The organism is Pigmentibacter sp. JX0631 (assembly GCF_029873255.1).
In the GTDB taxonomy this organism is placed as follows: domain Bacteria; phylum Bdellovibrionota_B; class Oligoflexia; order Silvanigrellales; family Silvanigrellaceae; genus Silvanigrella.
This window is the reverse complement of record NZ_CP123622.1, coordinates 2995633-3020836: the sequence shown is the minus strand read 5'-3', so window position 1 is coordinate 3020836 and position 25204 is coordinate 2995633. Positions and strand designations below refer to the sequence as shown.

Here is a 25204-nt window from a genome sequence, read left to right as displayed (position 1 = left end):
TATGAAAATATGTCATTTCTAAGCATTTCTATTCTTTTTTGCATTCCAAAGTTACAGGCATTGAATTTATAAAATTGGTAGAATTTTAGGAACTTGATAATTCTTTTAAAACATCTAAGACTTTTTCCACGTGCTCAGTTACTTTAACTTTTCTCCATTCAGCAACGACCATTCCTTCTTTGTTAATTAAAAAAGTTGAGCGTTCAATACCCATATATTTTTTTCCATACATACTTTTTTCTTTCCATACATCAAAAATTTCTAATAATTTTCCTTCTTCATCTGATAATAAGGTAAATTTTAAACCTTCTTTTTGAATAAATTTTAAATGACTTTGGCAAGAATCTTTGCTCACACCATAAATATTGCAATCATAATTATGAAATGTTTTTAATTTAGCCTGAAAATCATTTGCCTCTATAGTACAGCCAGATGTCATATCTTTAGGATAAAAGTAAATAATATTCCATTTCCCTAAAAGATCTTTTTCAGAAATACCGTTTCCATTTTCATCGACAACTGTAAATTTTTTTAATTTATAAGGTTTAGCTAAAATAGGAGAAAGCTCTGTTTTTTTTGTTGGCATATTATTTTCCTAAAAAACTGGTTGGCTTGATTCATTTTCATAATTGGTTTCACTTTTTCTTTCAAAATGAAACTTATTTGCTAAAGAAACAGGAGATAGATCTAAGTAAGGTTGGATATCAGCATTTAAATTTAATTGTATTTTCTCGAAATCTAAAGCGGCTGTTCCAGGATTAATATTAATAATAGGTAATTCAAAAGTTTCGGAAAATAATTTTTCAAACTCAGTTAAAGATGAAGGAGATGTTGAAGTTAACCAAATTTGATTGTCATTTAAATTCCATAATACTTCTGTTAACTTAACTGAAGGAATAGAGCTTTTTAATAGTTCTTCTTTTAACTTATCTTTTATATTATCTCGTACTTTTTTCCCTATTTTCTTTTTATTTCCTTGACTATCTTCTTTTTCATGTCCTAGAGCTTCTAAAGCATTTCGTAATTGCAACTTCATAAAAGTAGCCGGTATTTTTTTTCTATCGGATCTCATTCCAAACAAAAAAAACTGATCAAAAACCAAGGAATGCGGATATTCTATCTTAGGCTCACCAGTAAAAGGGTGACAAAAACCATTTGCATCTTCTCTTACATCATCAATGTGCAGAGGTGAAATAAAAGCTTTGCTGAGTTTATCCATGATCCATTGAATAGATAAATCTTTGCCATGAGTAAGAATTTGAAAGCGTTTCAAAGCAAGCGAGCCTGTCGCAATTGGCATATTTTACCCTTTGTATAATTAACATTAAATCTGTTTAAAATATAAACAGTCCAAAAGGTAATTTACATGAGAAAATTTTAGAATGCTATTCTTCAGGTGGTTGAATAGTTGATTTCTCAGGCACAGTTGCCTCGACAGGTGCAACCGGTTCTGCAGCTTTGACAGGCGGATCTTCAGGCTGAACTGTAGGTGTTGGTTCTTCAGGTTTAGCTTCTTTTACTTCAGGCATTGGAGCTGGTTGTTCTTCTTTTTTTGGCTGTTCTATCACAACAGGTTCTTTAATTATTAGATGATCTTCAATATTAATTGGAAATATTTTTGTAAAATCCCAAGTGCCACTTTGTAAGTTAAGAGCAGATATTTTTAAATACCATCTTCCCTTTCCAATATTTTGAACAGGAAAACTTGTTTTAACTGTACTAAACACCTTCACTCGATTAAGAAATTCTATATCTGTTGCAATTTCAATTCTATAAAAAGAAACCTTGCCATTAGAATTCCATTTAATTGTATCTTTTAATTTTAATTGCTCAGGAATATCTGCTATTAGTGCAGAAGATTCTGGCGGTATGATAGTCATTTTATGCACATTATCATTTTGATCTTTCCAATATATTTCTCCTGGTGGAGGTATAGAAATTCTATATTTCCCACTTGAATCTGCAGATCCATTTAAATAAATTTTCTTAAAATTAGGATCCCTTGAAACATAAATTTTTTGTTTTTGTGGAATATTTAATAAAGGTCCGCCATCTAGTATATCATAATTATATACCGCTGGCCCAGTAGCTTCTTTTGGTAGTGCAGCTACAGAAATATCATTTTTTGGTGCAATAAATGGAGGAGGTATATCCTTATTGTCTAAATGTACTGTAGGTCTTTCATTTATTTTTTTAGGAGCTTCTATCAAATTTTGTTTATTTGTTTCAGTTTCTTTAACGGGAGGTGCAACAGCAACTTTATTGCTAGAAGTTTTAGCAGATTCTTTCCCTACTGGAGCTGCAATGACATTTGATTGTTCAACCATATGTTCTTGAGGGACTTGCACTTTAAACGGTTCCTCTTTTTTAGCTGGAGATTCTACAGGCTTTTCAGTAGGTATATTATCTTGTTTTTCATTTTCTTTCATCCCAAAAGGAGAAAAAGGACCAAAAAATAGTAAACCTGCTGCTGCAGCGCCAGCAACTCCAACTCCAGCAGTTATTCCAGTAAGAATCATTTTTCTCTTTTTACCTAAGTCGTCATCGCTGGAACCATCTGGAAATGTTTCATTTTTTGGAACATTTTTTACTTCTTCAGGTTTTTCCTTTTGCCGGTTATTTGAGTCGGTTTTCTTAAGGCGAATATTAGTCATTTCACAACCTCTAAGCACTGTTTTCCCTATGCAAAGTTTATATCGGAATGTAAAAGAATGGATTCAAGCTCCAATTATTGCCTATAGGAAATTTTTATGTAGGAAATTTGTCAGTTTAAGAGGGATGCAATCATATTTTTGGACTTTAGAGCATATCCGTGTTTAGCGAATTTATGCGCAATAGCATCATAAGATGCTAATATTTGGGCTATAGTACAGCGATAACCTAATTCTACTAGTTCTGTCCGGATATAGTATTTCATAGGGTTACCTGCCATCGCTTCCATAACTTCATCTGTTGGTTTAAAAATAATAAAATCGACATCAGGGTGATTATCCATTGAATGCTTTAGCATCGAACTAGAGCGAGTTTGCACTAAACTTTTTACTGCTTGCACCATAGTAAAATACCCTCCTCGCTTCATAACAGCACCAGGTAAATTACTAGTATATGGAACCATCGGGTCAATATAAACAACCAATGCAGCTCCTTTTCTAATTGCAGTATTAAAATCGGAAGCGCTAGTTAATTGTCCGTCTGTAAACCAATGACCTTTAATCAATTCTGGTAAATAAAAGGGAGGTAAAGCTGTACTCGCTCTGATAGCTTGGCTTATTTTTATGTCTTTCCAAGGTTCTTCCCCGAAAACAATATTTTCCCCAGTATCCTGGTCTGTTACACTTATATATAACTCTTTTTTTAATGAAGAGAGATTATCATCTATACCAAAATGCCGCATTTGTTTTTCAAAAAATTTTTTTAATTTCTCACCTTTAAAAAAACCAGTTGGAACTGAATGTTGTAGTCGACTAATCACTTCGCCCGAATCAAAAGATGAAAAAGCTCGGATAAAATCGAATGCTCTTTTAATTATTTCTGAACCTGCAAAGTCAAAAACGGTATTTAAGCCTAAAGGTTCTAGGCTGGTGTGCTTTCTATAAATTTGTTTTACGAGATCATCTGAATGTACTCCAACTGCTATAGTACTAGCAATTATAGCTCCAGAAGAAACTCCACAAAAAATATCAAAATCGCCTGTTTCTTTATCAAGTAAACAATTATCTAACGCGTTTACTACACCTATTGAATAAATATAGCCTTCTAGCCCCCCGCCAGAAATACAGATACTTGTTTTTTTATGTGATTGTCTAAACTCATAAAGTTGTCTTGTAGCTGCTAAAAATAACTCAACTGAATCAGATGGTTCAATAATTACTGCTCTAACATTTGCTAGACTTAAATAAAACTCACGATTAGATTTACGCGCAGATTTTGGAAGAATGACAACTATTCTGCGCATTGTATATAAAAAGCCTGAAGGAGTAAATTTTTCAATTGCCGAACGAAGATTTTCAAATGTAATAGGTATTTTTTGATCTTTTTTTTCACTTGTAATAGAAGAAGAATGTAGCACATTAGCCATTTCGGGATTTTCTTCTCCCTGTTGAATATGTTGTTCACTTAAATTGTTATCTTGTTGTGAAAAAAATGTTTGGTCTTTTTCAATCGTTCTTTCATCTAAAATAATTAAATCTGCATCAAAGATGGGAAGTTCACGAGCGACTTCATGAACATCATCATAGAAATTAACTGTCGCCCCAGGAAAGGAATTCGCAGCCAAAGCAAGTCTTCTTAATAAATAAGAAGAAACTGAAAATGAGTTTGGTTTATCTGGATGTATAATTCTTGCGCCAGCTTTTAAAAAATCGACTTTTAAGGATTCTATTAATGAAGAATCCGCAATGTACATTACCCTAAATTCTTTATATCCACAAAATTTATCCGCAACCAAGTAGATCTCCTTTTAATTCTAATTAGTAGGATTAGAATTTTTTGAATTCCTTGGATACAAAACATATTGGAAAAACTTACAAGGAATGCTCCCATTATACACAGTTATTTTACGTGTAGGTTTTAAACCAACTTTTTTTGCAACTTCTTCATTCCCAGAAATAAGCCAAGAAGTCCAATTGGGAAATTCTTGTTTCCATAAATCACCCAAGGATTTATAAAAAGGTTCCAAATCCGTGTTTTCATTTAAGCGTTCACCATATGGTGGGTTAACTAAACAGAGTCCAACTGATGCGTGGGGCTTAGACATAAAAGCATTTTGTTTTTTAAAGGTAATAATTTTATTAACACCAGCATTTTTAGCACATTCTTTTGCTGTTTCTAAATTATTCTCTGAAATATCACTTGCAATTATTGAATAGACAGTATTTTCATCAAATTCAATATTATTTTCTTTCGCATAATTTCTAATAACCAAAATTAAATTAGTTATTGATTTTTCATTCGCTAATATTTTATTTCTTATTTCTTTTGCTAAAGATTTTAATTCTCGTTCTAATTCAGGCAATATATTGAAAAACGCAAAATGCGTGCGATGTGCATTGGGTTTCCAATGCAAAAGAGCAAGTGCCGCTTCGATTGCAAAAGTGCCTGAACCACACATTGGATCTAAAAGAAATGGGGATAAGAGGTGTTCTTTAACTTTTATTCCTTGTTTCTTTAATATTCTAGTTTCTTTATCTTCAAAATTGACACCCTCTGAACTATTCCAAATACTATTGGCTAATTTATTCCAACCAGTAATTCGTAGTAAAGAAGCAGCAAGCGTCTCTTTCAGTGGAGCCTCTACAGTTTTTGTTCGATAACCCCTTTGCGATAAAGGCTCTCCGGTTGTATCAATAGAAATGCTTAATTTATTTTGTACCAAACGAACAAATATCTTTACATCAGGATTTTCTGTATCCACATTCGGCCTACTGCCAAAATCATCTCGAAAATTATCACATAAAGCATCTTTAATTTTGAGCGCTAAAAACATAGAATTGTCAATAAATGTATGATTTATTGAAGCGTTCACTGCAAATGTTTTTTGCTTTTCAAAAAGATCAGTCCAGCTAATTTCACGGCATGCATGATAGATATCTTCTTCAGAATCAATTTGCCTTTCAAGTAGTACTAATAAAACCCTACTAGCACACATTGAAGCTAAATTAGCACTTACTGCACCTGACCAAGGTGATTCTACATAACAACCGGCAGACCCTTTCCAACTATGGTGTTTAATTTTCAAAAAGTCATATAGTTCAGATAATTCTTCTTGGAGGGTGTCTTCAAATCCTTTTGCAGTGGTAACAAAAAATCTTAAACTTGGAGACTGTCCATACAAATAGTCACTGTTTTGCTGATTCAGATGTTTGTTTTCCTTTTTCTTCATTTTTTTCCTTAGCTGGAGAACATAACCCAAGTTCACGTAGCATTTCAAATTCTCTACCAGAGCGAATTCTAGTGTAGTACTCCAAAAATTGTGTCGCTTTTGCGGGTGAAGTATTTTCAAGAAGCTTAGTAACTTGCCTTGATGGCAAACGGCTAAATAGAGCTATCACTAAATCTCTATCCATAGATTCTAAAACGGGAGCAACCTTTCTTGGCTCCATTTTTGAAACAAACTCCACAGCCTCTTTCACCCGATCCTCTTTTAGTTTTTTCTCTTTTTGGAGGGTTTCGTCAAGTAAACGTTTCTCTTCTTCTATTTTTTTTATCCGTACTTCAACATCATTTTTGGCTAAATCATAAGATTTCTTTGCTTCTTCTAATTTCACAATCTTTTGTTCGATATCTATTTTAATTAATTGCAGCTCTTCTCTAATTTTTAGCGCTTCAGAAGCTGTTAATTCTTTTGGTATTGTAGGTAAATCCTCTCCAAATGCTTTAAAAATTTGAGAAATACTTATCAGAAAGTAGATGAACACTATTCTCATTCTTCACCTTTTTCATTAATTTGTGCTCGAATATATTTTTGGCTTCCTATTTCATCAATCATCCTTTGCTCTTTCGCCGTTTCTCTATCAAAAAATTCTTTTTTCTTTAGATCTCTTAGGTTTTCTAGTATTTTTTGATTTCGTTTAGATTGGATTAAAATCTGTTGTAGAACTTCTAAATCTGCCTGATAAGTTCTTATATTATCAAGTAATTCAATAATTCTTTCTTGTCTTAATAATAAAGATCGTTCATAAATTTTAACTGAACTTAAATTTCCAGTTTTTAAATTTTGATTCAATTCGTCTCTTTCATCAAAATACATATCTCTCTCTTGGTGCACCATTTTTCGCAAATCAGCTATAATATTTCTAGTCTTTTCTAATTTAAGTTCAGCTTCTTGAGTTTCTTGCTCACGTAGATTTAGAATTCTTTGCAAGGAGAATTTAAAATTCATGCTAAATCATCTCCTGTTAATTCTTTTAATAACAACAAAGATTCATTGTAATTACAATTGATATTTCTATCTTGTTTTAAAAATTCATTAATTTTAGGAAGTAATTTTATTGCTCTATCTAACTTAGGGTTTATACCATTGCTATAAGCGCCTATATTAATAAGATCTTCATTTCTCTGATACTCTGACATTAAATCTCTAATATATGCTACATATTTTAAGTGCTCTTGTGATGCTATATCGGTTAAAACTCTACTAGCACTAGAAAGAATATCTATTGCAGGAAAATGATTTCTTTCTGCTAAAATTCTTGATAAATTAATATGTCCATCCAAAATACTTCTTGCAGAATCACTAATAGGATCATTAAAATCGTCACCTTCAACTAAGACTGTGTAAATGCCAGTCAGAGAACCCGAAGATTGACTGTTTCCAGCTCTTTCAAGAAGCTTAGGTAACAAAGAAAAAACAGAGGGAGTGTAACCTTTCGTTGTAGGAGGCTCGCCAACTGATAAACCAATTTCCCGTTGTGCCATTGCCACCCGGGTTAAAGAATCCATAAGTAATAATACTTTTCTTCCTTGCTCGCGAAAATATTCTGCAATTGCCGTTCCAACATGGGCAGCTCTCACTCTGCTTAATGGAGACTGGTCTCCTGTCGAAACCACAACAACACTTTTTTTCATACCTTCTGAGCCAAGATTTTCTTCAAGAAATTCTCGGACTTCTCTTCCTCGCTCACCAATCAAAGCTATTACATTAACGTCAGCATCAGAATATCTTGAAATCATTCCCATCAAAACACTTTTCCCTACTCCTGAGCCAGCCATAATTCCTATCCGTTGACCTTCACCAAAACTTAAAAGCCCATTTATTGAACGTATTCCTGTATCAAAGTGTTTAGTTATTCTATTCCTTACTAAAGGATTTAAAGGTTCTCGATGAATAGAATAGGGAATCCCTTGCCCGATTTGGAAAGAAGTTCCAGTCATTGGTCTTCCATAACCATCGATGACTCTTCCAATAAGATGATCACCAACCAGTATTTTCGGCTCTCTTTCTATACATTGAACATAAGAATTCGCACACACTCCAGCTGGATCAGAAAAAGGAATGACTAATGATTTTTCTTTCCTGAATCCTACAATTTCACCTTCAATTGCAAAAGTTTTTTCACGATTAAAAATTTTAACAAGAGCTCCTAAGGGAGCATCTGCTAAAGTAACTTCAATAACTGTTCCTACTATTTGAACAACTTTTCCGAAATTTTCAAAATGATTTTGGGGCTGTAGTACTTCACGTTGTTTTTTAATTTTTGCTAATGCATTATTAGAAAACATAACTATCCTGCCTTTTTAGGAATATCATAATTAGCTTCTTTATTTGATGAAATTTCTTTAAATAGTTCATCCTTTATATTATCAATTATAGTATCTACATTTTTTCTAATATCTACTAATGAAGCCCCAGCTTCATTTTCAACTTGAAAATTTCCATTTTCCAATGAATTATTTTCTTTTATTTTTATTTTATATTTTGAATTTTGAACTTCTAAATGTTTTTTTAGCCTTTGAGCATCATGAGAATTAACTTGGATTGTAAGATTTGAATTAGTATCTATTTCTTTAATAACATCATCAAAAATTCGAAAAAGAGTAGTATCACTAGCTTTAATCTGTTCACGAATTATTTTTTCAGAACAAAGTTTTAATATTTCTAGAAATATTTCTTTTCCTTCTGATATTAAAGTTGTTTTTAATTCATCCATTTTCAATGCAGCTTCTGAAATATTTGCAAATGCTTTATCATATTTAGATTCAACTGCTACCAATCCTTTTTCTTCTCCTACTTGAAATCCCATTCTGTTACCTTCATCTATCCCAACTTTATACCCTTCTTCTTTTCCTATTTTTTCACCTTGTTCAAAACCTTCTTTACGTCCTTCTTGAAAGCCATCTTCTTTAGCTTTATTTAATTCTAATTCGAGAATTTTTGGATCTACATTTTCTTTAACTTTATCTTCTTGCAGTAATGGTGGTTGAACTTCTTTTTTCTCTTCTGTAATATTTTCTTTAGGAAATACTTTTAGTTTATTTTCACTTTCTCCTAATGCCATGTCTTTTTTTTCGCTCAAATTTGGATCAAATTTGTTATCTTCTTTTTTATTAATTTTTTTTTCTTTATCTTTTTGTTTTTCTTTACCTAATTTTACTTCTTCAACATGCTCTAATTCAGCTAATTCTAACGCCATAGCTTCTTCTTCATCCATTAATGTTCGCCGCCTTCTCTTCAATGCTTCTCTTTGCCCACGCTTATAATCTTCAGTCATGTCTCTAGGAATTAATGGTTTTGATTTTCCGGCAAATGGCTTTTCGAATTCTTTTGCTGAAATAACTTTTTGAGTTATCTCCAAAGGATCATGCATTTTTTCTAAAATAACTGAGCGCTTCACATTGTCAGGAAAAATTATACTTTGCTCATTAAAATGTAACCATGGATAACTATCCATATCTAATAAACTCATCATTTTTTCATCTGACTTTTTTACTAATTTCCCACTTTTGCTAGCCATTTTTCTCCCATTATACTAACGCATTTTCTCCACTAGCTGAAATAACAATTTTCCCTTCATCGTTTAATCTTCTTGCAACTTGAACTATTGCAAATTGAGCCTGCTCCACATCTGAAATTTTTGCAGGGCCCATTATTGTCATTTCTTCTCTTAAATTTTCAGCTGCTTTTTGAGACATATTCTTGTAAATTAATTCTTTTACACCTTCTGAAGCTGTTTTTAATGCAAGTTTTAATTGTTCAGGTTTAACTTCACGAAGAACAGTTTGAATTCCTCTATCATCAATTTTGATCAAGTCATCAAAGACAAACATTAGCTTTCTTATATTTTCAGCAAGATCAGGGTCTCTTTCTTCTAATCTATCTAAAATATTTTCTTGAGTAGCTTTATCCATTAAATTTAGCATTTCAACAATAGGATCAATACCACCAACTTTTGAACTTGTTACGTTTCCTAGACGCTGGATTTCATTGCGTAAAACATCATCAATTTCATCAATAATTTCAGGTGAAACACTTTCTAAACTGGCAACCCGTAAAATTAATTCCGTATGTAAACTTTCAGGTAATATTTTTAAACATTCTCCAAATTTTTTTGGATCCAAATGTGCTAATATTAATGCCATCGTTTGTGGGTGTTCACTTCGTAAAAAATTAGCTAAAGTTTTAGGATCTATCAATTCTAGGGATTCTAAATTTGCATTTGAAGTCAATGAAAGCTCATCAATTAATGCATTAGCTTGGTCACTTTTAAATGCAGACTCAATCAAACGTTTTGTAAAATCATTGCTTCCAAGAAAATATTTTTTGTTAGATTGAAGTATTTGATAAAACTCTTCCATAACCATATCAATTACATCACTGTCAACTCTACCTAAACGACTCATTGCGCTACCGATACGTTTTATTTCAAATTCAGTCATATGTTTGAAGATTTCAGCTGAAATTTCTTCACCAAATGCTAAAAGTAAAATTGCTGCTTTCTGCGGTCCAGTATATTTTATTGCCACATGCTCACCTATGTAGATATTTATTTAAATTTAATGCCAAATTTATAACTTGTTAAGGAAGAAAATTTCAGTTTGTCAAAATTAAATTAGGTAATTTTTGCCAAATGTATATCAAATTTTTGTCTATATTTTTTTTAATTTATGCTTTATTATTATTTTACATTTAGAAAATTGGATTAAAAATGAAAAATAAAGCTAGCAAAGTAATAATAAAAATATTTTCATTTACAATTCTTATTTTATTATTAAGCAATAACTATGCAAGAGCTGAAATACCTCCAGATATAAAAAAAATAATATCAAGAGGAAAAATAATCATAGCAATTAATGGAATTGATTATCCCCCATTTTTCTACGAAACAAAAAATAGTAAATTAGAAGGTATAGATGTAGACATTTCTAAAGATATAGGAAAGTATCTTGGAGTAAATGTTGAATTCGATAGATCAGCTAAAACTTTTAAAGATGTTGTTAAATTAGTAGAAAATGAAAAAGCTGATTTAGCAATAAGTGCATTAAGTGGAACTTTAAACCGCGGAATATCAGTAAGGGTTTCAAGTCCATATTTTTTACCAAACCAAGTAGTAATAACAAATAGATTACTTGAACTAAAAATTAATAATGATGTTAAAATACCTCCTGAGAATGGAAAAATTGCTATATTAAATAATGCAGCATATGAAGATTTTGCAAATCAAAATTATGAATTTTTTAAAAATAACTTTAAAGATTTTTCGGTTGTGAAATATGACTCTCTGGAAAACGCCTTTAATGATGTTATTGAAGGAAAAATATTAGGTCTTTATGTAGATGAAATTTATGCCAATAATTTACTAGCCAATGATAAACGTGCTAATTTATTTGTGCGAAAAAAAATAGTTACTGACGCAGTTGACCCTATTTGTATTATTTTGAATTGGAAAACACCAAATTTAGCCAACTGGATTAATCTTTACATCACTAGAATGAAAAACAATGGAAAAGAGAAAACTCTTGCAAAAAAATATATGAAAGAAATGAAATGATTGAGAAATTTAAAAATATAATGCTAAATCATTGGACTATCCTAATCACTATGATTTTAGGAGTATCTTTTGGCTTATATTTTCCATTTCAAGCTAAAAATTTATCATTTATTGGTGAAATTTACTTAGAATTGCTCCAAATTTCAGTTATTCCAATTATGATGACAGCAATAATTTGCGGATTTTTTAATATTTTTCATAATAGCGATTCTATTTATTATTTAAAAAAACTTTCCTTTTATTATTTTATTTTTATTCTTCTCACTTGTTTTTTTACATTTTCATATTCTTTAATCATTTCTCCTGGACATAATTTATCTAAAGAAACACTTGAACTATTGAGTAATGGAATTGCAAATTCAGAGAAAACTTTATCAAAAAATATAAATACTAATGGAAGTTTTATTGAACTTTTTAAAAATGCATTACCAATTAATATTGTAAAAGCAATCTATGAAAGAAAAGATATTTCTATTTTACTGTTTTCTATATTATTAGGAATTTGTCTTGGGCGCGCTGAAAATCCAAATGTAACGACAGCTATTAAATTTTTTGATGCTATTTTTTCCGCATTTATGAAAATGGTAAATATTCTTCTTTATGTATTGCCTATAGGAATATTTTTCTTAATATCTGGATTTATTTCCAGCGTTGGCTTGGAAACACTAAAATCTCTTTTTGATTTAATTGCTTTAATATATGTTACTATTTTGACCTTATTTATTATTTTTCTTATAATAATAAGTAGAAAACAAAAAATTTCGATTATTAAGACAATAAACAATTTAAAAAGTGCATATTTAATTGCTTTTGCAACTTCAAGTAGTTTTGCTTCAATGCCAGCCGCTATGCTCTCTTTAACAAATGAATTTAAATTAGAGAAAAAAAATGTTGAATTAATACTGCCTTTGGGGATAAGTATTTTTAAACCAGGAATCATGATAAGAAGCATTTCAATTGCATTTTTCCTTATGAATTTGTATAAAATTCCTATCAACTTTAATTCTCTATTCATTCTTTTAATTACTAGCTTTTTATCTTCGATAGCAAGTACGGCTGGACCTGCAATTTTAAGCGCAACTACTTTTGGAGTTGTTCTTTCACCTCTTGGAATCCCCCCAGCAGTGGGAATATTTTTATTACTTAGTATTGAACCACTTATTGATCCAATTACAAGTATGCTAAATATTCAAAGTAACTGCATGGTAACAGTACTAGTTAGTAAAAATAAGTAATTGGAAAAACTTTACTTAAAAATTAAATAATGGATTTATTAAAATCAGTTATTTCTACTAATACAAACCATTTCTTTAAAACATTTTTAATGAGAGGAGTATTTTAATTTGAATATCTAAAAAAGATGCTGAGAAACTAATTGTTCATTAGTTTCTCAATCTCAGAAATAGGTAGATTTGTTATTTTACTAATCATTTCAATTGAAAAATGATTGGCTAGAAGATTTTTTGCTATTTCAAATTTTTGATCATTTTTTCCTTTAGCAAAACCTAGCTGTTCTCCCTCATTTTTTCCATTTTGAAAACCTTTAGTAAAACCTTCTTCCCTTGCCCCATCCATATCGGTGTTGTAATCTAGCTCATATTTTCTTCTGGCTTCATATTTTGCCCTAGCAATGGGATCTTGGCTGATATATTCAAGGGTATTAAATGCTTTTTCAATTTCAGGTGTTTGCATAGCCATTATTGTCTCCTTTGAAGCACCTTTAAAAAAGTGCATCCATTTATCCAGTTCATTATAATACTGATCGGGGATTTTGGGAACTTCTAAAAAATAAAGTTGAAAATCATGGGAAAAAACTTTTCTTGTTTCTGTATCTAACGGTTTAATTTTCGTCATAAAATAATCTTTGTCCTTAAAAAAATTAAAATTTAAAATATGGATACAAATAGCAGGTTTTAATGTTTTATATTTCTTTCCGCTAGTTAATTGTTGTTCATAAAGCTTCGCCCAGTAATACAAGCACCGTTTTTCATATTCATAGGTATTTTGTACTTGGATTTCAATATTCACAAAACTTTCATTATTAAGTTTTGCCAAGACATCTAGCCTAGTTTCCTTATCGTCTTCATGATCCTTATTAATTTCAGTATTTAAGTAAGTTAAGGAAGTAATTTTTTCATCTTCTGGATAATTTATGACACTATTTAAAAAGTGGATTAAGATATCTTCTTTCTCCCCAAAAATGCGTTTAAAGACATAATCATTTTTAATATCAAGTAATTCGAATTCCATTAAGACTCCTTTCAAGTAAACAGAAGAGGAGCATAAATAAAAAATTATGAAATTTAAGGTGGTTGATAGAATGTGAACAAAGTTTGCAGAAATTTGGACAAATTAGTTAAATATTTAAAAAATATTAATTTAAGATATAAAATAAGTAATTTAACTTTTTATTAAAGAAAATTATTTATTACTAAACTAATTTAAATTAGAACTTTTATATGTGCTTAATTTCAATTTAGCTGAAAATATTTTATACAGAAATATTTTTATTATTAAAAAGAAAGTTAGTAAAAGATTAGTGATGACAATAATTTAACTTTAAATTTTTAAGATAAAAGAGAACACTTTTAAAATTTAAAAACTTATAGAATAAATAAATTAATTTTTCTGGGAAAGCAAAGAATGAATAAACTGAAAATACGGGCATAGGGGGAGGACTAGATATTAATAGTCATTCATTAATGCATCAGGTATCATTAATAAAAGGAATTTCCCAGAAAAAAAATTAACCCAACATTTAAATTTTTTGGGATATAAAAATTACCATTTGGAATCACTGATTACTGTAGTGAATTGGTTACCAAAACTATCTTCTCCAGTTAATTTTACTTTAACTTCTGAATGTTTATTTGAATCCGCATTTTTAATTTTAAGAAGAAAGCTAACATTCTTTTCTTTAGGAAGACTATCTACTAAATTATCTAACTTAATGCCATCTTTGAATTCAAATTTAGTTTGATTAAACAATGTACTAAAAGCAGTAAATAATTCCATTCTTGGTTTATTCATGTTATATAGCTCTAAAGCTGCAAGTTCCTTAGTTCCACCAATTTTTAAATTTGTTAGTGCTGGAATATCTTGATCTATTTTTGCTAATTGAGCAGTAAAAGTAGCCGTATTTTTTGGCTTTTCACTATCAGTAATACTAATATCAGTAACAGTTAGATTTACTTCTTCTTTATTTTTATGCTTTCCTACGTAGTTTGCTGAAATATACTTGTATTTTTCATTATTACTTGTATCAACTACTTTAAATACATGGTTAAATTTATCGAAAATATTTTTTTCATTTTTTGGCACTAGAATTGGAATTAATAATGGACTCTGACTTCCGTCTTTTGCAACACTAAAAATAGTATTATCATCACCAATTTTTAAAGCAGCATATAAATTAATATCCTTGTTGTCATTAGTTTTAGGCTTAACATAAATTACGTTAAAATTATTATTTAGCTTTGGAACAGTACCATTTGCACATCTAGAATAGTTATTTGAAACCTTTTCATCTGCCGACAATTTAACTAATCCATTTGGTCTTGAAGTATCATCAATTGCTAAATTATCTTTAATAGTTTTAGCTTCAGCTTCTGAAAGAAGAATTTCACTATTTTTATCATCATAAAGTTTAATTTGTATTGGTACGTTATGCTTAGTATTGGAATATACTCCTAGAGCTTTTTTATCTTTTTTAGAATCTTCACATAAATGCGCTAGTTTTATACTTGAAATTTTTTTCAAAGCAACTAAATCTACTAATTCTTGAGGAACATTTCCAGTTAATCCATTAAACTCGATTTGATCTAAAAGATCTAAATTTAGTTCATTATTTGCTAAATCAGCACCAATCCCATCATCAACTAAACTTGGATCTACAGTTCCACCAGCAGTTCCGCCACCACCAGTAGACCCGCCTCCAGTTCCTGTATTACCACCAGGCGCAGAAGTTTGTTGATTTTGATCTTTTGAATCAGATTTTTTATTATTGCAAGAAGTTAAAAAAGATGCACCAATTACAGCTACTAAAGAAACTGATAGTAATTTATTTTTTGTTATTTCTACCTTCATACTTTCTCCATTCTATAAATTAACAAATCTAATTAAATTATAAAAATATATTTTAAAAAGATTAATATAAAACAACCACATTTATTTATTAATTAATTTTTCCAATATTTGTCAAATTAATTTTATACATATTTGAATTAAATAAAATTACAAATACGCTTTTAATATAGATTTTTTATGATTTATATAATAATTTTATTAAATAAATTAAATAATTTAACTCATTAAAGATAGAAATATTAAATATTTATAAATCATAATTTATATAAAAAATTTAATTTTATAATAATAGTTTATATTCAAATATTCTCAGATATATAATTTTTTTTTTATCAGAACAAATTAAATGTTATTATTGAGTAATATATTTTTCTAAATTTGTAAAATGTAAATAAAGTAAATTTTTATAAAATAAAAATCTGTAAAAAAAATATTATTTATTAATTTTATTAAACTGTTAATTTTTAAAAGTTTATTTTTAAGTCATTTGTGTTAAAATTTGGTTTGTAAAGTACTGAAATTTTATAGAGATATTATTTAATCAACTATTTTAAAATTTTATTAATTAAAAATTATAAATTTTTTACCACTTACTATCTTCTATTTTTGCCATAAATGGATTTCCAAAACTATCTATTCCTTCTAATTCTATTGTAATTTTTGCATGCTCTTCTGAACCAAAATTATTATCAATTTTAATTAAAATTCCAATACTATTATCTTTTTGAATACTATTTATTACCTGATTGTAATCTTTAACTCCTGAAAAAAGCAAATTACTACCTCTAAAATATTTTTCAAAAATATTTTCAACTTCATTTCTATTACTTTTCAATTCAAAAAATGCAATATTTTGGAGTAATTTATTATTACCAATAAATAACGAATTTAAGTCTTTAATATTATTTTCTAATTTTGCATCTTTTGCTATAAAATTTATTACTTTATTTTCTTTATCAGTCAAAATTATTCTTTGAATAAAAAGATTAACTTTATCATTGTTTTTATATTTTCCATTGTATTTTGAAGTCATATATTTGAATTTTTCTTTTGTTAATATATTTTCAACTTTAAAAACATGTTTAAAATCTTCAAATAAATTATCCTTTTCTATTTGACTACTAATTTTAACTGGAATTTTTAAATAATCGCTAGATTTCGCTGTAATTTCTTGATGCATGCCATCAATTTTAAGAAAAGTTGAAATTTTAAGCTTTTTAGCTCCATTTTTTATGTTTTTTATAAAGAAAACATTTGCTAAATTCACATTACTTGGGATATCTCCATTTGCACACCTTACAAAGCTATCAAATTTATTATCATATTCCATGATACTTCTTATATTACTATTTTCTATATCTTTAATAAATAAATTATCTTTTAATATTCTATAATCACTATCATTTAAAAATATTTGATTATTATTAGAATCATAAATACCAAATGCTAATGGAATCTTATGAAAATTATTATCAAACAAAGTTGAGTTTTTCATATTATCTGCATTACTACATAAAGACCAAACTTTTAAGTGTAGACCACTAATAGAATTTAATTGTTGCACTAATTTTTCTTTTTCAAGTATTTTTTGCAATTGTGCATAAGTAATTAGATTTTCATCTTCTAAAGGAGCGCTTGGCTGAATATCATTTGAATATTTTACCTCATTTAGCTCAGTTGAACTTTTTAACTCATTAAATTTTTCAGGTATTTTATTTTCTTGGAGTGATATCTTTGTTTCATTTTCACTACCAGCAATTTTAATATTCGATTCAACGTTATTTTCTTCTTGAAGTTCAACTTCCCTATTATTATTTTCTTGATTTTCATTTTCTCCAATATTTTCTTGTTTTTTTACTTTTTCTCCATGACTTTTTAGTTTTTGGATGATTTTTTTATGACTTATTTTTTTCACTATTTTTTCAAAGATGTTTTTTGCAACGGATTTATCATTTTTAACTTTATTATCATTCTGGTTTGAATCAGATTCTAAAGTACTTTTACCAGCTAAACTTTCTTCTAAAGTACTTTTATCAGCTAAACTTTCTTCTAAAGTACTTTTATACTCTGAATCTTCTTCAAGAATTGGATAAATTTTATCAGATAGCTTGATATTTTTGACTTGATAAGTATTTTTAGTTGGATTATCTACTTCACTATCTTCATCTGAAAGATGTGTTAATTCATTGTCATTAACAATACTTGAAGAATTAATTGGCAATTTGTTTTTTTCATCTTCTAAATTTGCTACATTTTCATTGATATCATCTATTTCAGTATTTTCATCATTTGTTGGATTTTTACCTTCATCTTTGAATTCCGGTATTACTAACTCTATTGGAGGAGTTCCCCCTGGAGATGCTTGACTATTACTATTGCTTTGGTTTTGCTCACTATTTTTATTACTACATGAATAAAGAAAAAATATTAGAAAAAAATTTAAGTATTTTATTTTTATACAATAATTGTAATTAATTTTATATTTCATTGTTACTCCATAATTTTTTAATCTCAATTTAACACAAAGAAAAATCAGAAAATGATTTATATTAACAAGCTATATAGATAATTAAAGTTAGCTAGAGATGTCAATTTTATTTCTAAATTGAAAAATATTAAAATTTGAAAATAGTTTTATAAATAAATATATTTTAATTAATTTAAATAAATTTCTTATAATATAAAAAAGAAAAAACAAAGAAATAAAAAAAATCAATATAATGCTTTAGAATTTAAAATTATAATAAAAATAATTATGGTATAACTTTAATAAAAACACTTCTAATAAAAGGAACTAAGAGAAAATTTTAAAAGTATTTTGGAAAAAAATAATAGAAGTTTAAGAAATAAAAAAAAACTCCAAAAATTCTTCCGAACTTTTGGAGTTTAAAAGCTTTAGGCTATATTACACAATCTTAGAAATTATCACCCATTACAGCCGTGAATTGGTTACCAAATGAATCAGTACCTTGCATTTCTAATTTAAATGGAAGATGCCATTGGTAGTTACCTACCCAGCTAGGCATACCAGAGTCGGAAATTGAAGCTAGTGCAAAGTCTTGGCTTGTAATTTCAGCTAAAGATAAGTTTGTTGACTTATTTTTGCTTAAATTAACAGAAGTTTCAGAACCTTTTAAGCTACCATTTAGGAATTTTCCTGAATAGAATTCTCTTCTATATTGATTGTTCATAAATGTTTTTCTTTGACCTTGGTCAAACCATGCTAAATCTGTACTGAATTTATCAGCTGCAATTTGGTACCAGTTTGAACTCTTATTTTGGTTCGTATTTGTGATACGAATTTGAGAAACACGAGCTATAGATAGTGATGGGATATCTTTAAGATTAGGTTCGATTTTAAACAATCTATAATTATCTCTTGTTACCAATCCACCGCTATAATCATCAGCTTTAATTCCTATAGAGTATAAAGAGCTAGCAGAAATCTTTAAGAAAGGATTGTCTTTTACATCTACTTTAATACGTCCAGCTTGGTAATTATCAGTGCTTATAGAAGAAACTTTTCCATCTTTTTCAACATAAGAAAGTTTTGCACCAACATCTAAAGTTTGTCCATTTGCTTTGGATGCTAAGTAAACTGCTGATACACCTTCAGGAATTGAAGAACCATCAATACATTTAGAATAAACATCTTTCTCAGCTTTAATACCTGGTGCATTGATACTAACTCCACCTGCTACTAATTGCACTTGAGTAGATTTCATTACATCAGCTAATTTAACATCAACTTTTTTACCATTGATATCTGTTCCTGTGAAAGTGGAAACTAATGGAATATTATGAGAACCATTACCATATACTTCTGCAGTTTTACAAATTGTTCCAATTTCAATACTTGCTGTAGCAACTTTGTATTGAGAAAGATTTAAAACATTTGCAGGAACTGATTTAAAGTTAATATTAGAAATTGCAGTTTTTTGTACTTTCCCATCGTTGTACACAACAGCCATTGCATATCCTGCAGTTTCATAATTATCTTTATCAGCAGTAAGAACCACATCAAAAGTACAACTTTGCTCTTTATCTAATTCGGCTTTACAAGTTGTCGCCCCAATTTTTAAAGGAGAAACTAATACAGGAAGGGCTAATTTAGTTGCTTTTCCATTTCCAGCATTTTTAATTGTATAAGTACGAGTAGCTGAAGAATTTACATTTGCAATTAAATAATCCGCTGTAGATTCAATTGTTAAATTTGCAATTCCTGTTGTTTGATATGATAATTGAGAAGTTGCCGTAACAGCCTTTTCATTTCCATCTTCATCAATATCATTATAAGAAATTTTTAGATCAACTAAACTACTAACAACTTCTAATGGATTAAAAGTAATTTCAATGTCACAAGATGCGCCTACTTCTAATGTATCTTTACAAGTTGATTTAGAACTTAAAGGAGCAGCTAATTCAGCTATTTTTAATCCTGTTATTGTTTCTTCACCATTATTTTTAATTGTTAGTGTTTGCGTAACAGGTTTTCTAACTTCTGCTTGAAACTGTGGAAGTTTTGGAATTTCTAATTCAATTTTTCCCTTAGCTAAGTATGCGATATCTGATGTAGCTGATAACGCTTTTCCTTCGCTCATGTATTGTACAGTTAGAGTTTCTTTCCCACTTCCAACTTTTTCAGGAGCAAATTCAATTGTTACTTCACAGGATTCACCTGGTGCCAATGCTTTAATTTCGCATGAATTTTTTGCTGCTTCAACAGGTTTTGCAGGATCTGTTGTTCCTTCATCTGTTTTTGCTGGAGATTGTGGTTTAGCTGGAACTTCTGCTTTTGCTGAAGCATCTACTTTTGCTGGAGATTCTGTTTTTACAGGTGAGTCTGTTTTTGTTGGTTCTACAGGAGTAATTGCTGGTTTTATTGTAAATGGGGAACTAAGTCCGCTTAATACAATATTTGCTGCTGGTTTTGTGCCTTCATTTTTGATTAAAATAACTTGTTCTTTTTTTGCACCAACTTTAGCAGTAATTTGAGCTACTGGAACACTAACTGTTAATTTAGCTGCATCAGATTTTGATGCTACAACATCAGATGTCTGTTCAGAGGAAGAAGATTTTCCTTTGTTACAAGAAATTGCAAAGGCAGCACCTGCAACTGTCAACATTGTAAGTTGAAGTAATTTCGTATTACGAATTTTCATAAATAACCCTTTAAGTTAGTTGTGATGAAAAAATGTTAAAATAATTAACCTTCACACTCTGAAGGAATTGAAAAATTAGAATCTTCAAAGTTAATAGAAGAAGTTGATTTATCTGCTGGTGAAGATTTCTTTTCACAAGAAGCAAGTAAAACAGGAATAGTTAAAAAAATAATCAATATTTTTTTCATTTATAGAAATTCCTTTCAACATTAATTAGTTAAAAATAACTAAGTAATTTTATAAAAATAAAGCTATAAAAAGGAATAATTCCTGATTAACCTCTAAAATAACTTTAAAAACACCTTTTTTTTATAGAATATTAGTCATTACAAAGGTGTTAAACAGGTATTAAAAACTCGCATTTTATTTCTATTACTCAAAATAAAAGTAACACTATAAAAATATTGATATTTTAAGCAATTAAATATTAAATAATTACATAATTATGACTTAAAAATTAAGAATTTTTTGTTTTATTTTGTAATATACTAATTCCAATGAAGTAAAAACTTCCTTCTTCTTTTAGCTTGAAATTAAGATTACAAATTTAGAGTTTTATTTGTAATATTCTATTTAAGAAGTATTAAAAAATAACTTCTTATGACACTATTTTCTCAGTATTTTCATCTATTTACACTTCGAGAATGATGGTTTTATGTAACCTTTTCAATATGTTATAAATTAGTCAAAATATGCACATTGGAAGGTAAATAGGAATTTGTTATAAAGAAACAACAGGGGATTTCTAATGAAAATTTTAATTATTGAAGACGCTGAAAAGACTGCATCTTTTCTTAAAAAAGGATTAACGGAAAAGGGTTATGTCGTTGATGTTGAATCAAATGGACAAGAGGGTCTTATTTTAGCACAAGTGAATAATTATGATTTAATAATATTAGATGTAATGCTTCCTCAACTTGATGGTTGGTCTATTCTTAAAGAGCTAAGAGCTTCTGATAATAAAACCCATATAATTATGCTCACTGCAAGAGATGATATTGAAGATAAAGTAAAAGGTCTGAATCTTGGAGCAGATGACTACCTTGTTAAACCATTTGCATTTTCTGAGCTTGTTGCACGAATACAAACAGTTTTGAGAAGAAAACCTACAATTCAAAAAGATATTTTGGCTTTTGCTGACCTTGAAATTGATTTTAATAAGAAAAAAGTCTCACGTGAAGGTAAAAAAATTGAGTTAACTCCAAAAGAATTTATGTTACTTTCTTTGTTAATTCGGAATCACAATGTTGCACTATCTAGAAGTGAAATTTCAGAGAAAATTTGGAATATTAATTTTGATACAGATACTAATGTTGTTGATGTTCATATTAGAAGACTAAGAGCTAAAATTGATGACGGATTTAATAAGAAATTTATTAAAACTGTTAGAGGAATAGGATATATGTTTGATGAAAGTTGAGCATGCAAAAAATCTCATTATTTATTAAGAATATAAGAGAAAACAACTTTAATATCAGTTTTACAATTTGGCTTTCATTTTGGTACATTATAACCTGTCTCATTTTAATTTTTTCCCAAAATTACTTATTTAATAGCTTTATCTCATCTTTTTACAACCAAAATGAAAAAGTAACACTTGAAAAAAACATCCAAGAAATTATTAGACTTATTGACAGACGTGAAAATCCAAGCAGATCTCCTTTTGAGTGTCTTTTTTTTGAGGTTAATGACAATCTCTTTTTTTTAGTTGAAGATGTTACAAACAGAAAGATTATGTTTATAACTCCAGGAATGTTCAAATTTTTATACTCTCTTCGAGAAAATATTACAGAAAACCTCGTTACACCTGATGATGATATTAATATTAGATCTAAAAATTCTAAATATTTTTACTATATAAAAAAAGAAATTGTTCATAATAATAAAGTTTTACATATTGAAGTATTATCAGACAAAACAAATAGAATTTCAATTTTAACCAGTTTTAAAAATCGTTCTAATTTTATTTCACTAGCTATATTAATATTTTTCCTCATTCTTTCGATATTTATTTCTAAAATTATTTTAAGCCCTATTCATAGAATTGTGAAGAAAATAAGTATTATTACATCTTCTAATTTACATGAAAGAGTTGATATCGATTGGCTTCCACAAGAAATTAAAATAATAAAAAATTCTTTTAATGAAGTTTTAGAACGTCTCGAAGATTCTTTTAGAAGAATAAGTCAATTTTCTGATGATATTGCTCATGAAATTAGAACTCCTGTAAATAATTTAAAAGGTGAAATTGAAGTCACACTGCAAAAAAAGAGAACAAATCAAGACTATATTGATATCCTCCACTCTAATTTAGAAGAATGTCATAGACTAACAAGAATTATAGATAACTTAACTTTTTTATCTCGTTCAGAAAAACAAAACATTAGAATACAGGCTGAAGAAATTAATGTCTTTAAAGAATTAAACAATATGAAAGATCTTTATGAAGGTATTGCTGAAGAAAAGTTTATTACAATAAGCTTAGAGTGCGATAAAAATATTACAGCGCAAGTTGATAAAGTTTTATTTCAAAGAATTATAAGTAATCTTCTATCCAATGCAATAACATATAATAAAGATCATGGTAAAATAAAAATAAATGCTATCCAGAAAGAAAATTATTTACATATAGAAGTAAAAGACACAGGGGTGGGTATTTCAGAAAAAAATATCCCACATTTATTTGATAGATTCTATCGAATTGATAAAGCACGACATACATCATCAAAAAATATGGGCTTAGGTCTTTCATTAGTAAAAAGTATGGTAAATATGCATAATGGAACAATAGAAATACAGAGTAAAGAGGGAGAAGGGACTACAGTTATTATTGAACTGCCTTTAAGCCATCAAGAAGGTAACTAATGTTTCTTTAATGAAATTTTTTTATGTTTTAGCTAAGGTATTTCTTGTGGAAATGTGGCTGGGGCACTAGGATTCGAACCTAGGAATGACGGTATCAAAAACCGTTGACTTACCACTTGTCGATGCCCCAATCGGTGGTGAAACCTGTATGCCAACGTTAACAAATCTTGTCAAGCTTCGATTCTAATTTTTTTCTAGGTTAATCCTTTTCCTTTTTCGAAAGAGATTGAAGGCTCTTACTTAATTGAAAAAACATGTTAGATGTGGAAGGGAGTCTTTCATATCTAATAGCCAAGGTTCATGGCTTAGACTCGTTTCCAGAAATAAAAGAAAAGGGAAGACAAATGAGTTTAAAGAGTACAAACGGTAATCAAAATTTTATCAATCATTTCAAAATTATAAAAAATCTATTGCCTAGGCATAAAAGGAAAGCTCCCCCCTCTTTAAACGACCATATTCCTTTTGGAGCTATCCCAACCAATCACATGTTGATCTGTGATTACTTACCAAGAAAAAATGGGTGGCAAAATCCTGAAATTCTTCCTTATAAGCCTTTTTCATTTTCACCAAATTCTGTTGTTTTTCACTATGGACAAACGATATTTGAAGGGTTGAAAGCTTATCGTTCTGAATGCAATGAGAAAGAAATCTTTCTTTTTCGCCCTGATAAAAATGCAGAAAGAATGGCTAAATCAGCACAAAGAATGGGAATGGAACCTTTTCCCGAAGACATGTTTGTGCATTGCATCAAAGAACTTGTAAAAATAGACAAAGATTGGATTTTACCTTCTCCTGGTGCACTATATATAAGGCCTTCAATGATTGCTCTAGACAAAGGCGTCTCCTATCGTGCTTCCCAAGATTATCGTTTTTTTATAATACTAAGCCCTTCAAAAAATTACTTTACTAGTGAAACCACAATCTCAGTATATATTGAAAGAAATTTATCCCGAGCTGCCATAGGTGGAGCTGGAGAAGCGAAGTGTGGAGGAAATTACGCTTCATCATTACTACCTATGAAAATTGCTAAAGATAAAGGTGCCGAGCAAGTTCTCTGGCTTGATGCAAAGGAACACAAATATGTTGAAGAAGCTGGAGCCATGAATGTCATGTTTGTCTACAAGGATAAAATTCTCACCCCAGCCTTGTCAGGAAGCATTTTGCATGGAATAACAAGATCTTCTGTGATTCAAATCGCTAACAAATTAAATATTCCTATAGAAGAGACAAAGGTTGATATCAATCAAATTATACTTGATGCAAAATCAGGCAAATTAACTGAAATGTTTGCATGCGGCACTGCAGCTGTTATCTCGCCGGTCGGTTGCCTATTAGATGGAGATGAAAAAATTGAAATAAATAATGGGAAAATTGGCGATGTGAGTATGTTGTTAAAAAATGAACTAGTCGGAATCCAATCCGGAAAACTTCCAGATCCTTTTGGTTGGAGACAACTTATTTCTTAAAACTAGAGGGTTAAATACTTTTGATCTTCATAAAACTGTCTAAAATATTACCAGTCAAATCTTCGACACACCTCATCAGTTAATTTAAGTTAAGAATCATTCATAGAGTAAAACAACTCTATGGGTGAGGAAAAAACAA

At 29.2% G+C, this 25204-nt stretch carries 20 protein-coding genes and 1 tRNA gene; 5 read left to right on the top strand and 16 right to left on the bottom strand.

Going from position 1 to position 25204, the window contains the following annotated elements:
• Nucleotides 1–85 precede the first annotated feature (85 nt).
• The 10 genes from QEJ31_RS13100 to fliG form a co-directional block, all read right to left on the bottom strand.
• On the bottom strand, nt 86–586 hold the full coding sequence (locus QEJ31_RS13100) for a peroxiredoxin (protein ID WP_280590762.1): 501 nt from the start codon (nt 584–586) through the stop codon (nt 86–88).
• Between the two features lie 9 nt (nt 587–595).
• Nucleotides 596–1300 (bottom strand): recombination-associated protein RdgC, encoded by a 705-nt coding sequence (gene rdgC / locus QEJ31_RS13095; RefSeq protein ID WP_280590761.1) that lies wholly within the window; start codon nt 1298–1300, stop codon nt 596–598.
• An 85-nt stretch (nt 1301–1385) separates the two neighbouring features.
• On the bottom strand, nt 1386–2654 hold the full coding sequence (locus QEJ31_RS13090) for a hypothetical protein (RefSeq protein ID WP_280590760.1): 1269 nt from the start codon (nt 2652–2654) through the stop codon (nt 1386–1388).
• A 110-nt stretch (nt 2655–2764) separates the two neighbouring features.
• Nucleotides 2765–4447: a patatin-like phospholipase family protein gene (locus QEJ31_RS13085; protein WP_280590759.1), complete on the bottom strand. Its 1683-nt coding sequence runs from the start codon at nt 4445–4447 to the stop codon at nt 2765–2767.
• Nucleotides 4448–4465: 18 nt separating this feature from the next.
• Entirely contained in the window at nt 4466–5881 is a 1416-nt protein-coding gene (locus tag QEJ31_RS13080) for a THUMP domain-containing protein (RefSeq protein WP_280590757.1), read from the bottom strand.
• A complete protein-coding gene (locus tag QEJ31_RS13075; RefSeq protein ID WP_280590755.1) occupies nt 5838–6425 on the bottom strand; it encodes a hypothetical protein in 588 nt (195 codons plus the stop codon). Before QEJ31_RS13075 ends, QEJ31_RS13080 begins: the two co-directional genes overlap by 44 nt.
• Nucleotides 6422–6880: a flagellar export protein FliJ gene (fliJ, locus tag QEJ31_RS13070; RefSeq protein WP_280590753.1), complete on the bottom strand. Its 459-nt coding sequence runs from the start codon at nt 6878–6880 to the stop codon at nt 6422–6424. The genes QEJ31_RS13075 and fliJ overlap by 4 nt, the downstream gene beginning before the upstream one ends.
• Nucleotides 6877–8220, bottom strand: coding sequence for a FliI/YscN family ATPase (locus QEJ31_RS13065; protein WP_280590751.1), 1344 nt, complete (start codon nt 8218–8220; stop codon nt 6877–6879). Before QEJ31_RS13065 ends, fliJ begins: the two co-directional genes overlap by 4 nt.
• 2 nt (nt 8221–8222) lie before the next feature.
• Nucleotides 8223–9452, bottom strand: coding sequence for a FliH/SctL family protein (locus QEJ31_RS13060; protein ID WP_280590750.1), 1230 nt, complete (start codon nt 9450–9452; stop codon nt 8223–8225).
• 10 nt (nt 9453–9462) lie between these two features.
• Nucleotides 9463–10461: a flagellar motor switch protein FliG gene (gene fliG / locus QEJ31_RS13055; RefSeq protein ID WP_280590749.1), complete on the bottom strand. Its 999-nt coding sequence runs from the start codon at nt 10459–10461 to the stop codon at nt 9463–9465.
• A 182-nt stretch (nt 10462–10643) separates the two neighbouring features.
• On the opposite strand from fliG, the gene QEJ31_RS13050 reads away from it, so the two are divergent.
• Together QEJ31_RS13050 and QEJ31_RS13045 are read left to right on the top strand one after the other, a co-directional pair.
• Nucleotides 10644–11486, top strand: a complete 843-nt coding sequence (locus QEJ31_RS13050) for an ABC transporter substrate-binding protein (protein ID WP_280590747.1) — start codon at nt 10644–10646, stop codon at nt 11484–11486.
• Nucleotides 11483–12721 carry a cation:dicarboxylase symporter family transporter gene (locus QEJ31_RS13045; protein WP_280590745.1) on the top strand — a complete coding sequence of 413 codons (1239 nt, stop codon included), beginning with the start codon at nt 11483–11485 and terminating at the stop codon, nt 12719–12721. The genes QEJ31_RS13050 and QEJ31_RS13045 overlap by 4 nt, the downstream gene beginning before the upstream one ends.
• A 136-nt stretch (nt 12722–12857) precedes the next feature.
• On the opposite strand, the gene QEJ31_RS13040 is transcribed toward QEJ31_RS13045, so the two are convergent.
• The 5 genes from QEJ31_RS13040 to QEJ31_RS13020 all read right to left on the bottom strand — a co-directional run bounded on the left by QEJ31_RS13040 (nt 12858) and on the right by QEJ31_RS13020 (nt 20922).
• Nucleotides 12858–13736: an Rpn family recombination-promoting nuclease/putative transposase gene (locus QEJ31_RS13040; protein WP_280590743.1), complete on the bottom strand. Its 879-nt coding sequence runs from the start codon at nt 13734–13736 to the stop codon at nt 12858–12860.
• Nucleotides 13737–14267: 531 nt separating this feature from the next.
• Nucleotides 14268–15572: a hypothetical protein gene (locus tag QEJ31_RS13035; RefSeq protein WP_280590742.1), complete on the bottom strand. Its 1305-nt coding sequence runs from the start codon at nt 15570–15572 to the stop codon at nt 14268–14270.
• A gap of 583 nt (nt 15573–16155) precedes the next feature.
• Complete coding sequence (locus QEJ31_RS13030; RefSeq protein WP_280590741.1) at nt 16156–18060, bottom strand: hypothetical protein; 1905 nt, start codon at nt 18058–18060, stop codon at nt 16156–16158.
• 427 nt (nt 18061–18487) lie between these two features.
• Nucleotides 18488–20734 carry a choice-of-anchor D domain-containing protein gene (locus tag QEJ31_RS13025; protein ID WP_280590739.1) on the bottom strand — a complete coding sequence of 749 codons (2247 nt, stop codon included), beginning with the start codon at nt 20732–20734 and terminating at the stop codon, nt 18488–18490.
• A 44-nt stretch (nt 20735–20778) separates the two neighbouring features.
• The gene (locus tag QEJ31_RS13020) at nt 20779–20922 is read right to left on the bottom strand and encodes a hypothetical protein (protein ID WP_280590738.1); all 144 of its coding nucleotides are present in this window, start codon (nt 20920–20922) and stop codon (nt 20779–20781) included.
• A gap of 560 nt (nt 20923–21482) precedes the next feature.
• Here QEJ31_RS13020 and QEJ31_RS13015 point away from each other — a divergent pair.
• Together QEJ31_RS13015 and QEJ31_RS13010 are read left to right on the top strand one after the other, a co-directional pair.
• Complete coding sequence (locus QEJ31_RS13015; protein WP_280590736.1) at nt 21483–22154, top strand: heavy metal response regulator transcription factor; 672 nt, start codon at nt 21483–21485, stop codon at nt 22152–22154.
• 2 nt (nt 22155–22156) lie between these two features.
• Entirely contained in the window at nt 22157–23599 is a 1443-nt protein-coding gene (locus QEJ31_RS13010; RefSeq protein ID WP_280590735.1) for a heavy metal sensor histidine kinase, read from the top strand.
• Between the two features lie 55 nt (nt 23600–23654).
• Here the strand turns inward: QEJ31_RS13010 and QEJ31_RS13005 are convergent.
• Nucleotides 23655–23729, bottom strand: a tRNA-Gln gene (locus QEJ31_RS13005).
• 214 nt (nt 23730–23943) lie between these two features.
• Here QEJ31_RS13005 and QEJ31_RS13000 point away from each other — a divergent pair.
• Entirely contained in the window at nt 23944–25065 is a 1122-nt protein-coding gene (locus QEJ31_RS13000) for a branched-chain amino acid aminotransferase (protein WP_280590734.1), read from the top strand.
• The last annotated feature ends 139 nt before the right edge of the window (nt 25066–25204 follow it).

What these genes read in the sequence shown, in the direction of transcription:
- QEJ31_RS13100 (WP_280590762.1), bottom strand. Translation starts at nt 586, where the DNA reads ATGCCAACAAAAAAAACAGAGCTTTCTCCTATTTTAGCTAAACCTTAT.
- rdgC (WP_280590761.1), bottom strand. Translation starts at nt 1,300, where the DNA reads ATGCCAATTGCGACAGGCTCGCTTGCTTTGAAACGCTTTCAAATTCTT.
- QEJ31_RS13090 (WP_280590760.1), bottom strand. Translation starts at nt 2,654, where the DNA reads ATGACTAATATTCGCCTTAAGAAAACCGACTCAAATAACCGGCAAAAG.
- QEJ31_RS13080 (WP_280590757.1), bottom strand. Translation starts at nt 5,881, where the DNA reads ATGAAGAAAAAGGAAAACAAACATCTGAATCAGCAAAACAGTGACTAT.
- QEJ31_RS13075 (WP_280590755.1), bottom strand. Translation starts at nt 6,425, where the DNA reads ATGAGAATAGTGTTCATCTACTTTCTGATAAGTATTTCTCAAATTTTT.
- fliJ (WP_280590753.1), bottom strand. Translation starts at nt 6,880, where the DNA reads ATGAATTTTAAATTCTCCTTGCAAAGAATTCTAAATCTACGTGAGCAA.
- QEJ31_RS13065 (WP_280590751.1), bottom strand. Translation starts at nt 8,220, where the DNA reads ATGTTTTCTAATAATGCATTAGCAAAAATTAAAAAACAACGTGAAGTA.
- QEJ31_RS13060 (WP_280590750.1), bottom strand. Translation starts at nt 9,452, where the DNA reads ATGGCTAGCAAAAGTGGGAAATTAGTAAAAAAGTCAGATGAAAAAATG.
- QEJ31_RS13050 (WP_280590747.1), top strand. Translation starts at nt 10,644, where the DNA reads ATGAAAAATAAAGCTAGCAAAGTAATAATAAAAATATTTTCATTTACA.
- QEJ31_RS13045 (WP_280590745.1), top strand. Translation starts at nt 11,483, where the DNA reads ATGATTGAGAAATTTAAAAATATAATGCTAAATCATTGGACTATCCTA.
- QEJ31_RS13040 (WP_280590743.1), bottom strand. Translation starts at nt 13,736, where the DNA reads ATGGAATTCGAATTACTTGATATTAAAAATGATTATGTCTTTAAACGC.
- QEJ31_RS13035 (WP_280590742.1), bottom strand. Translation starts at nt 15,572, where the DNA reads ATGAAGGTAGAAATAACAAAAAATAAATTACTATCAGTTTCTTTAGTA.
- QEJ31_RS13030 (WP_280590741.1), bottom strand. Translation starts at nt 18,060, where the DNA reads ATGAAATATAAAATTAATTACAATTATTGTATAAAAATAAAATACTTA.
- QEJ31_RS13025 (WP_280590739.1), bottom strand. Translation starts at nt 20,734, where the DNA reads ATGAAAATTCGTAATACGAAATTACTTCAACTTACAATGTTGACAGTT.
- QEJ31_RS13020 (WP_280590738.1), bottom strand. Translation starts at nt 20,922, where the DNA reads ATGAAAAAAATATTGATTATTTTTTTAACTATTCCTGTTTTACTTGCT.
- QEJ31_RS13015 (WP_280590736.1), top strand. Translation starts at nt 21,483, where the DNA reads ATGAAAATTTTAATTATTGAAGACGCTGAAAAGACTGCATCTTTTCTT.
- QEJ31_RS13010 (WP_280590735.1), top strand. Translation starts at nt 22,157, where the DNA reads ATGCAAAAAATCTCATTATTTATTAAGAATATAAGAGAAAACAACTTT.
- QEJ31_RS13000 (WP_280590734.1), top strand. Translation starts at nt 23,944, where the DNA reads ATGAGTTTAAAGAGTACAAACGGTAATCAAAATTTTATCAATCATTTC.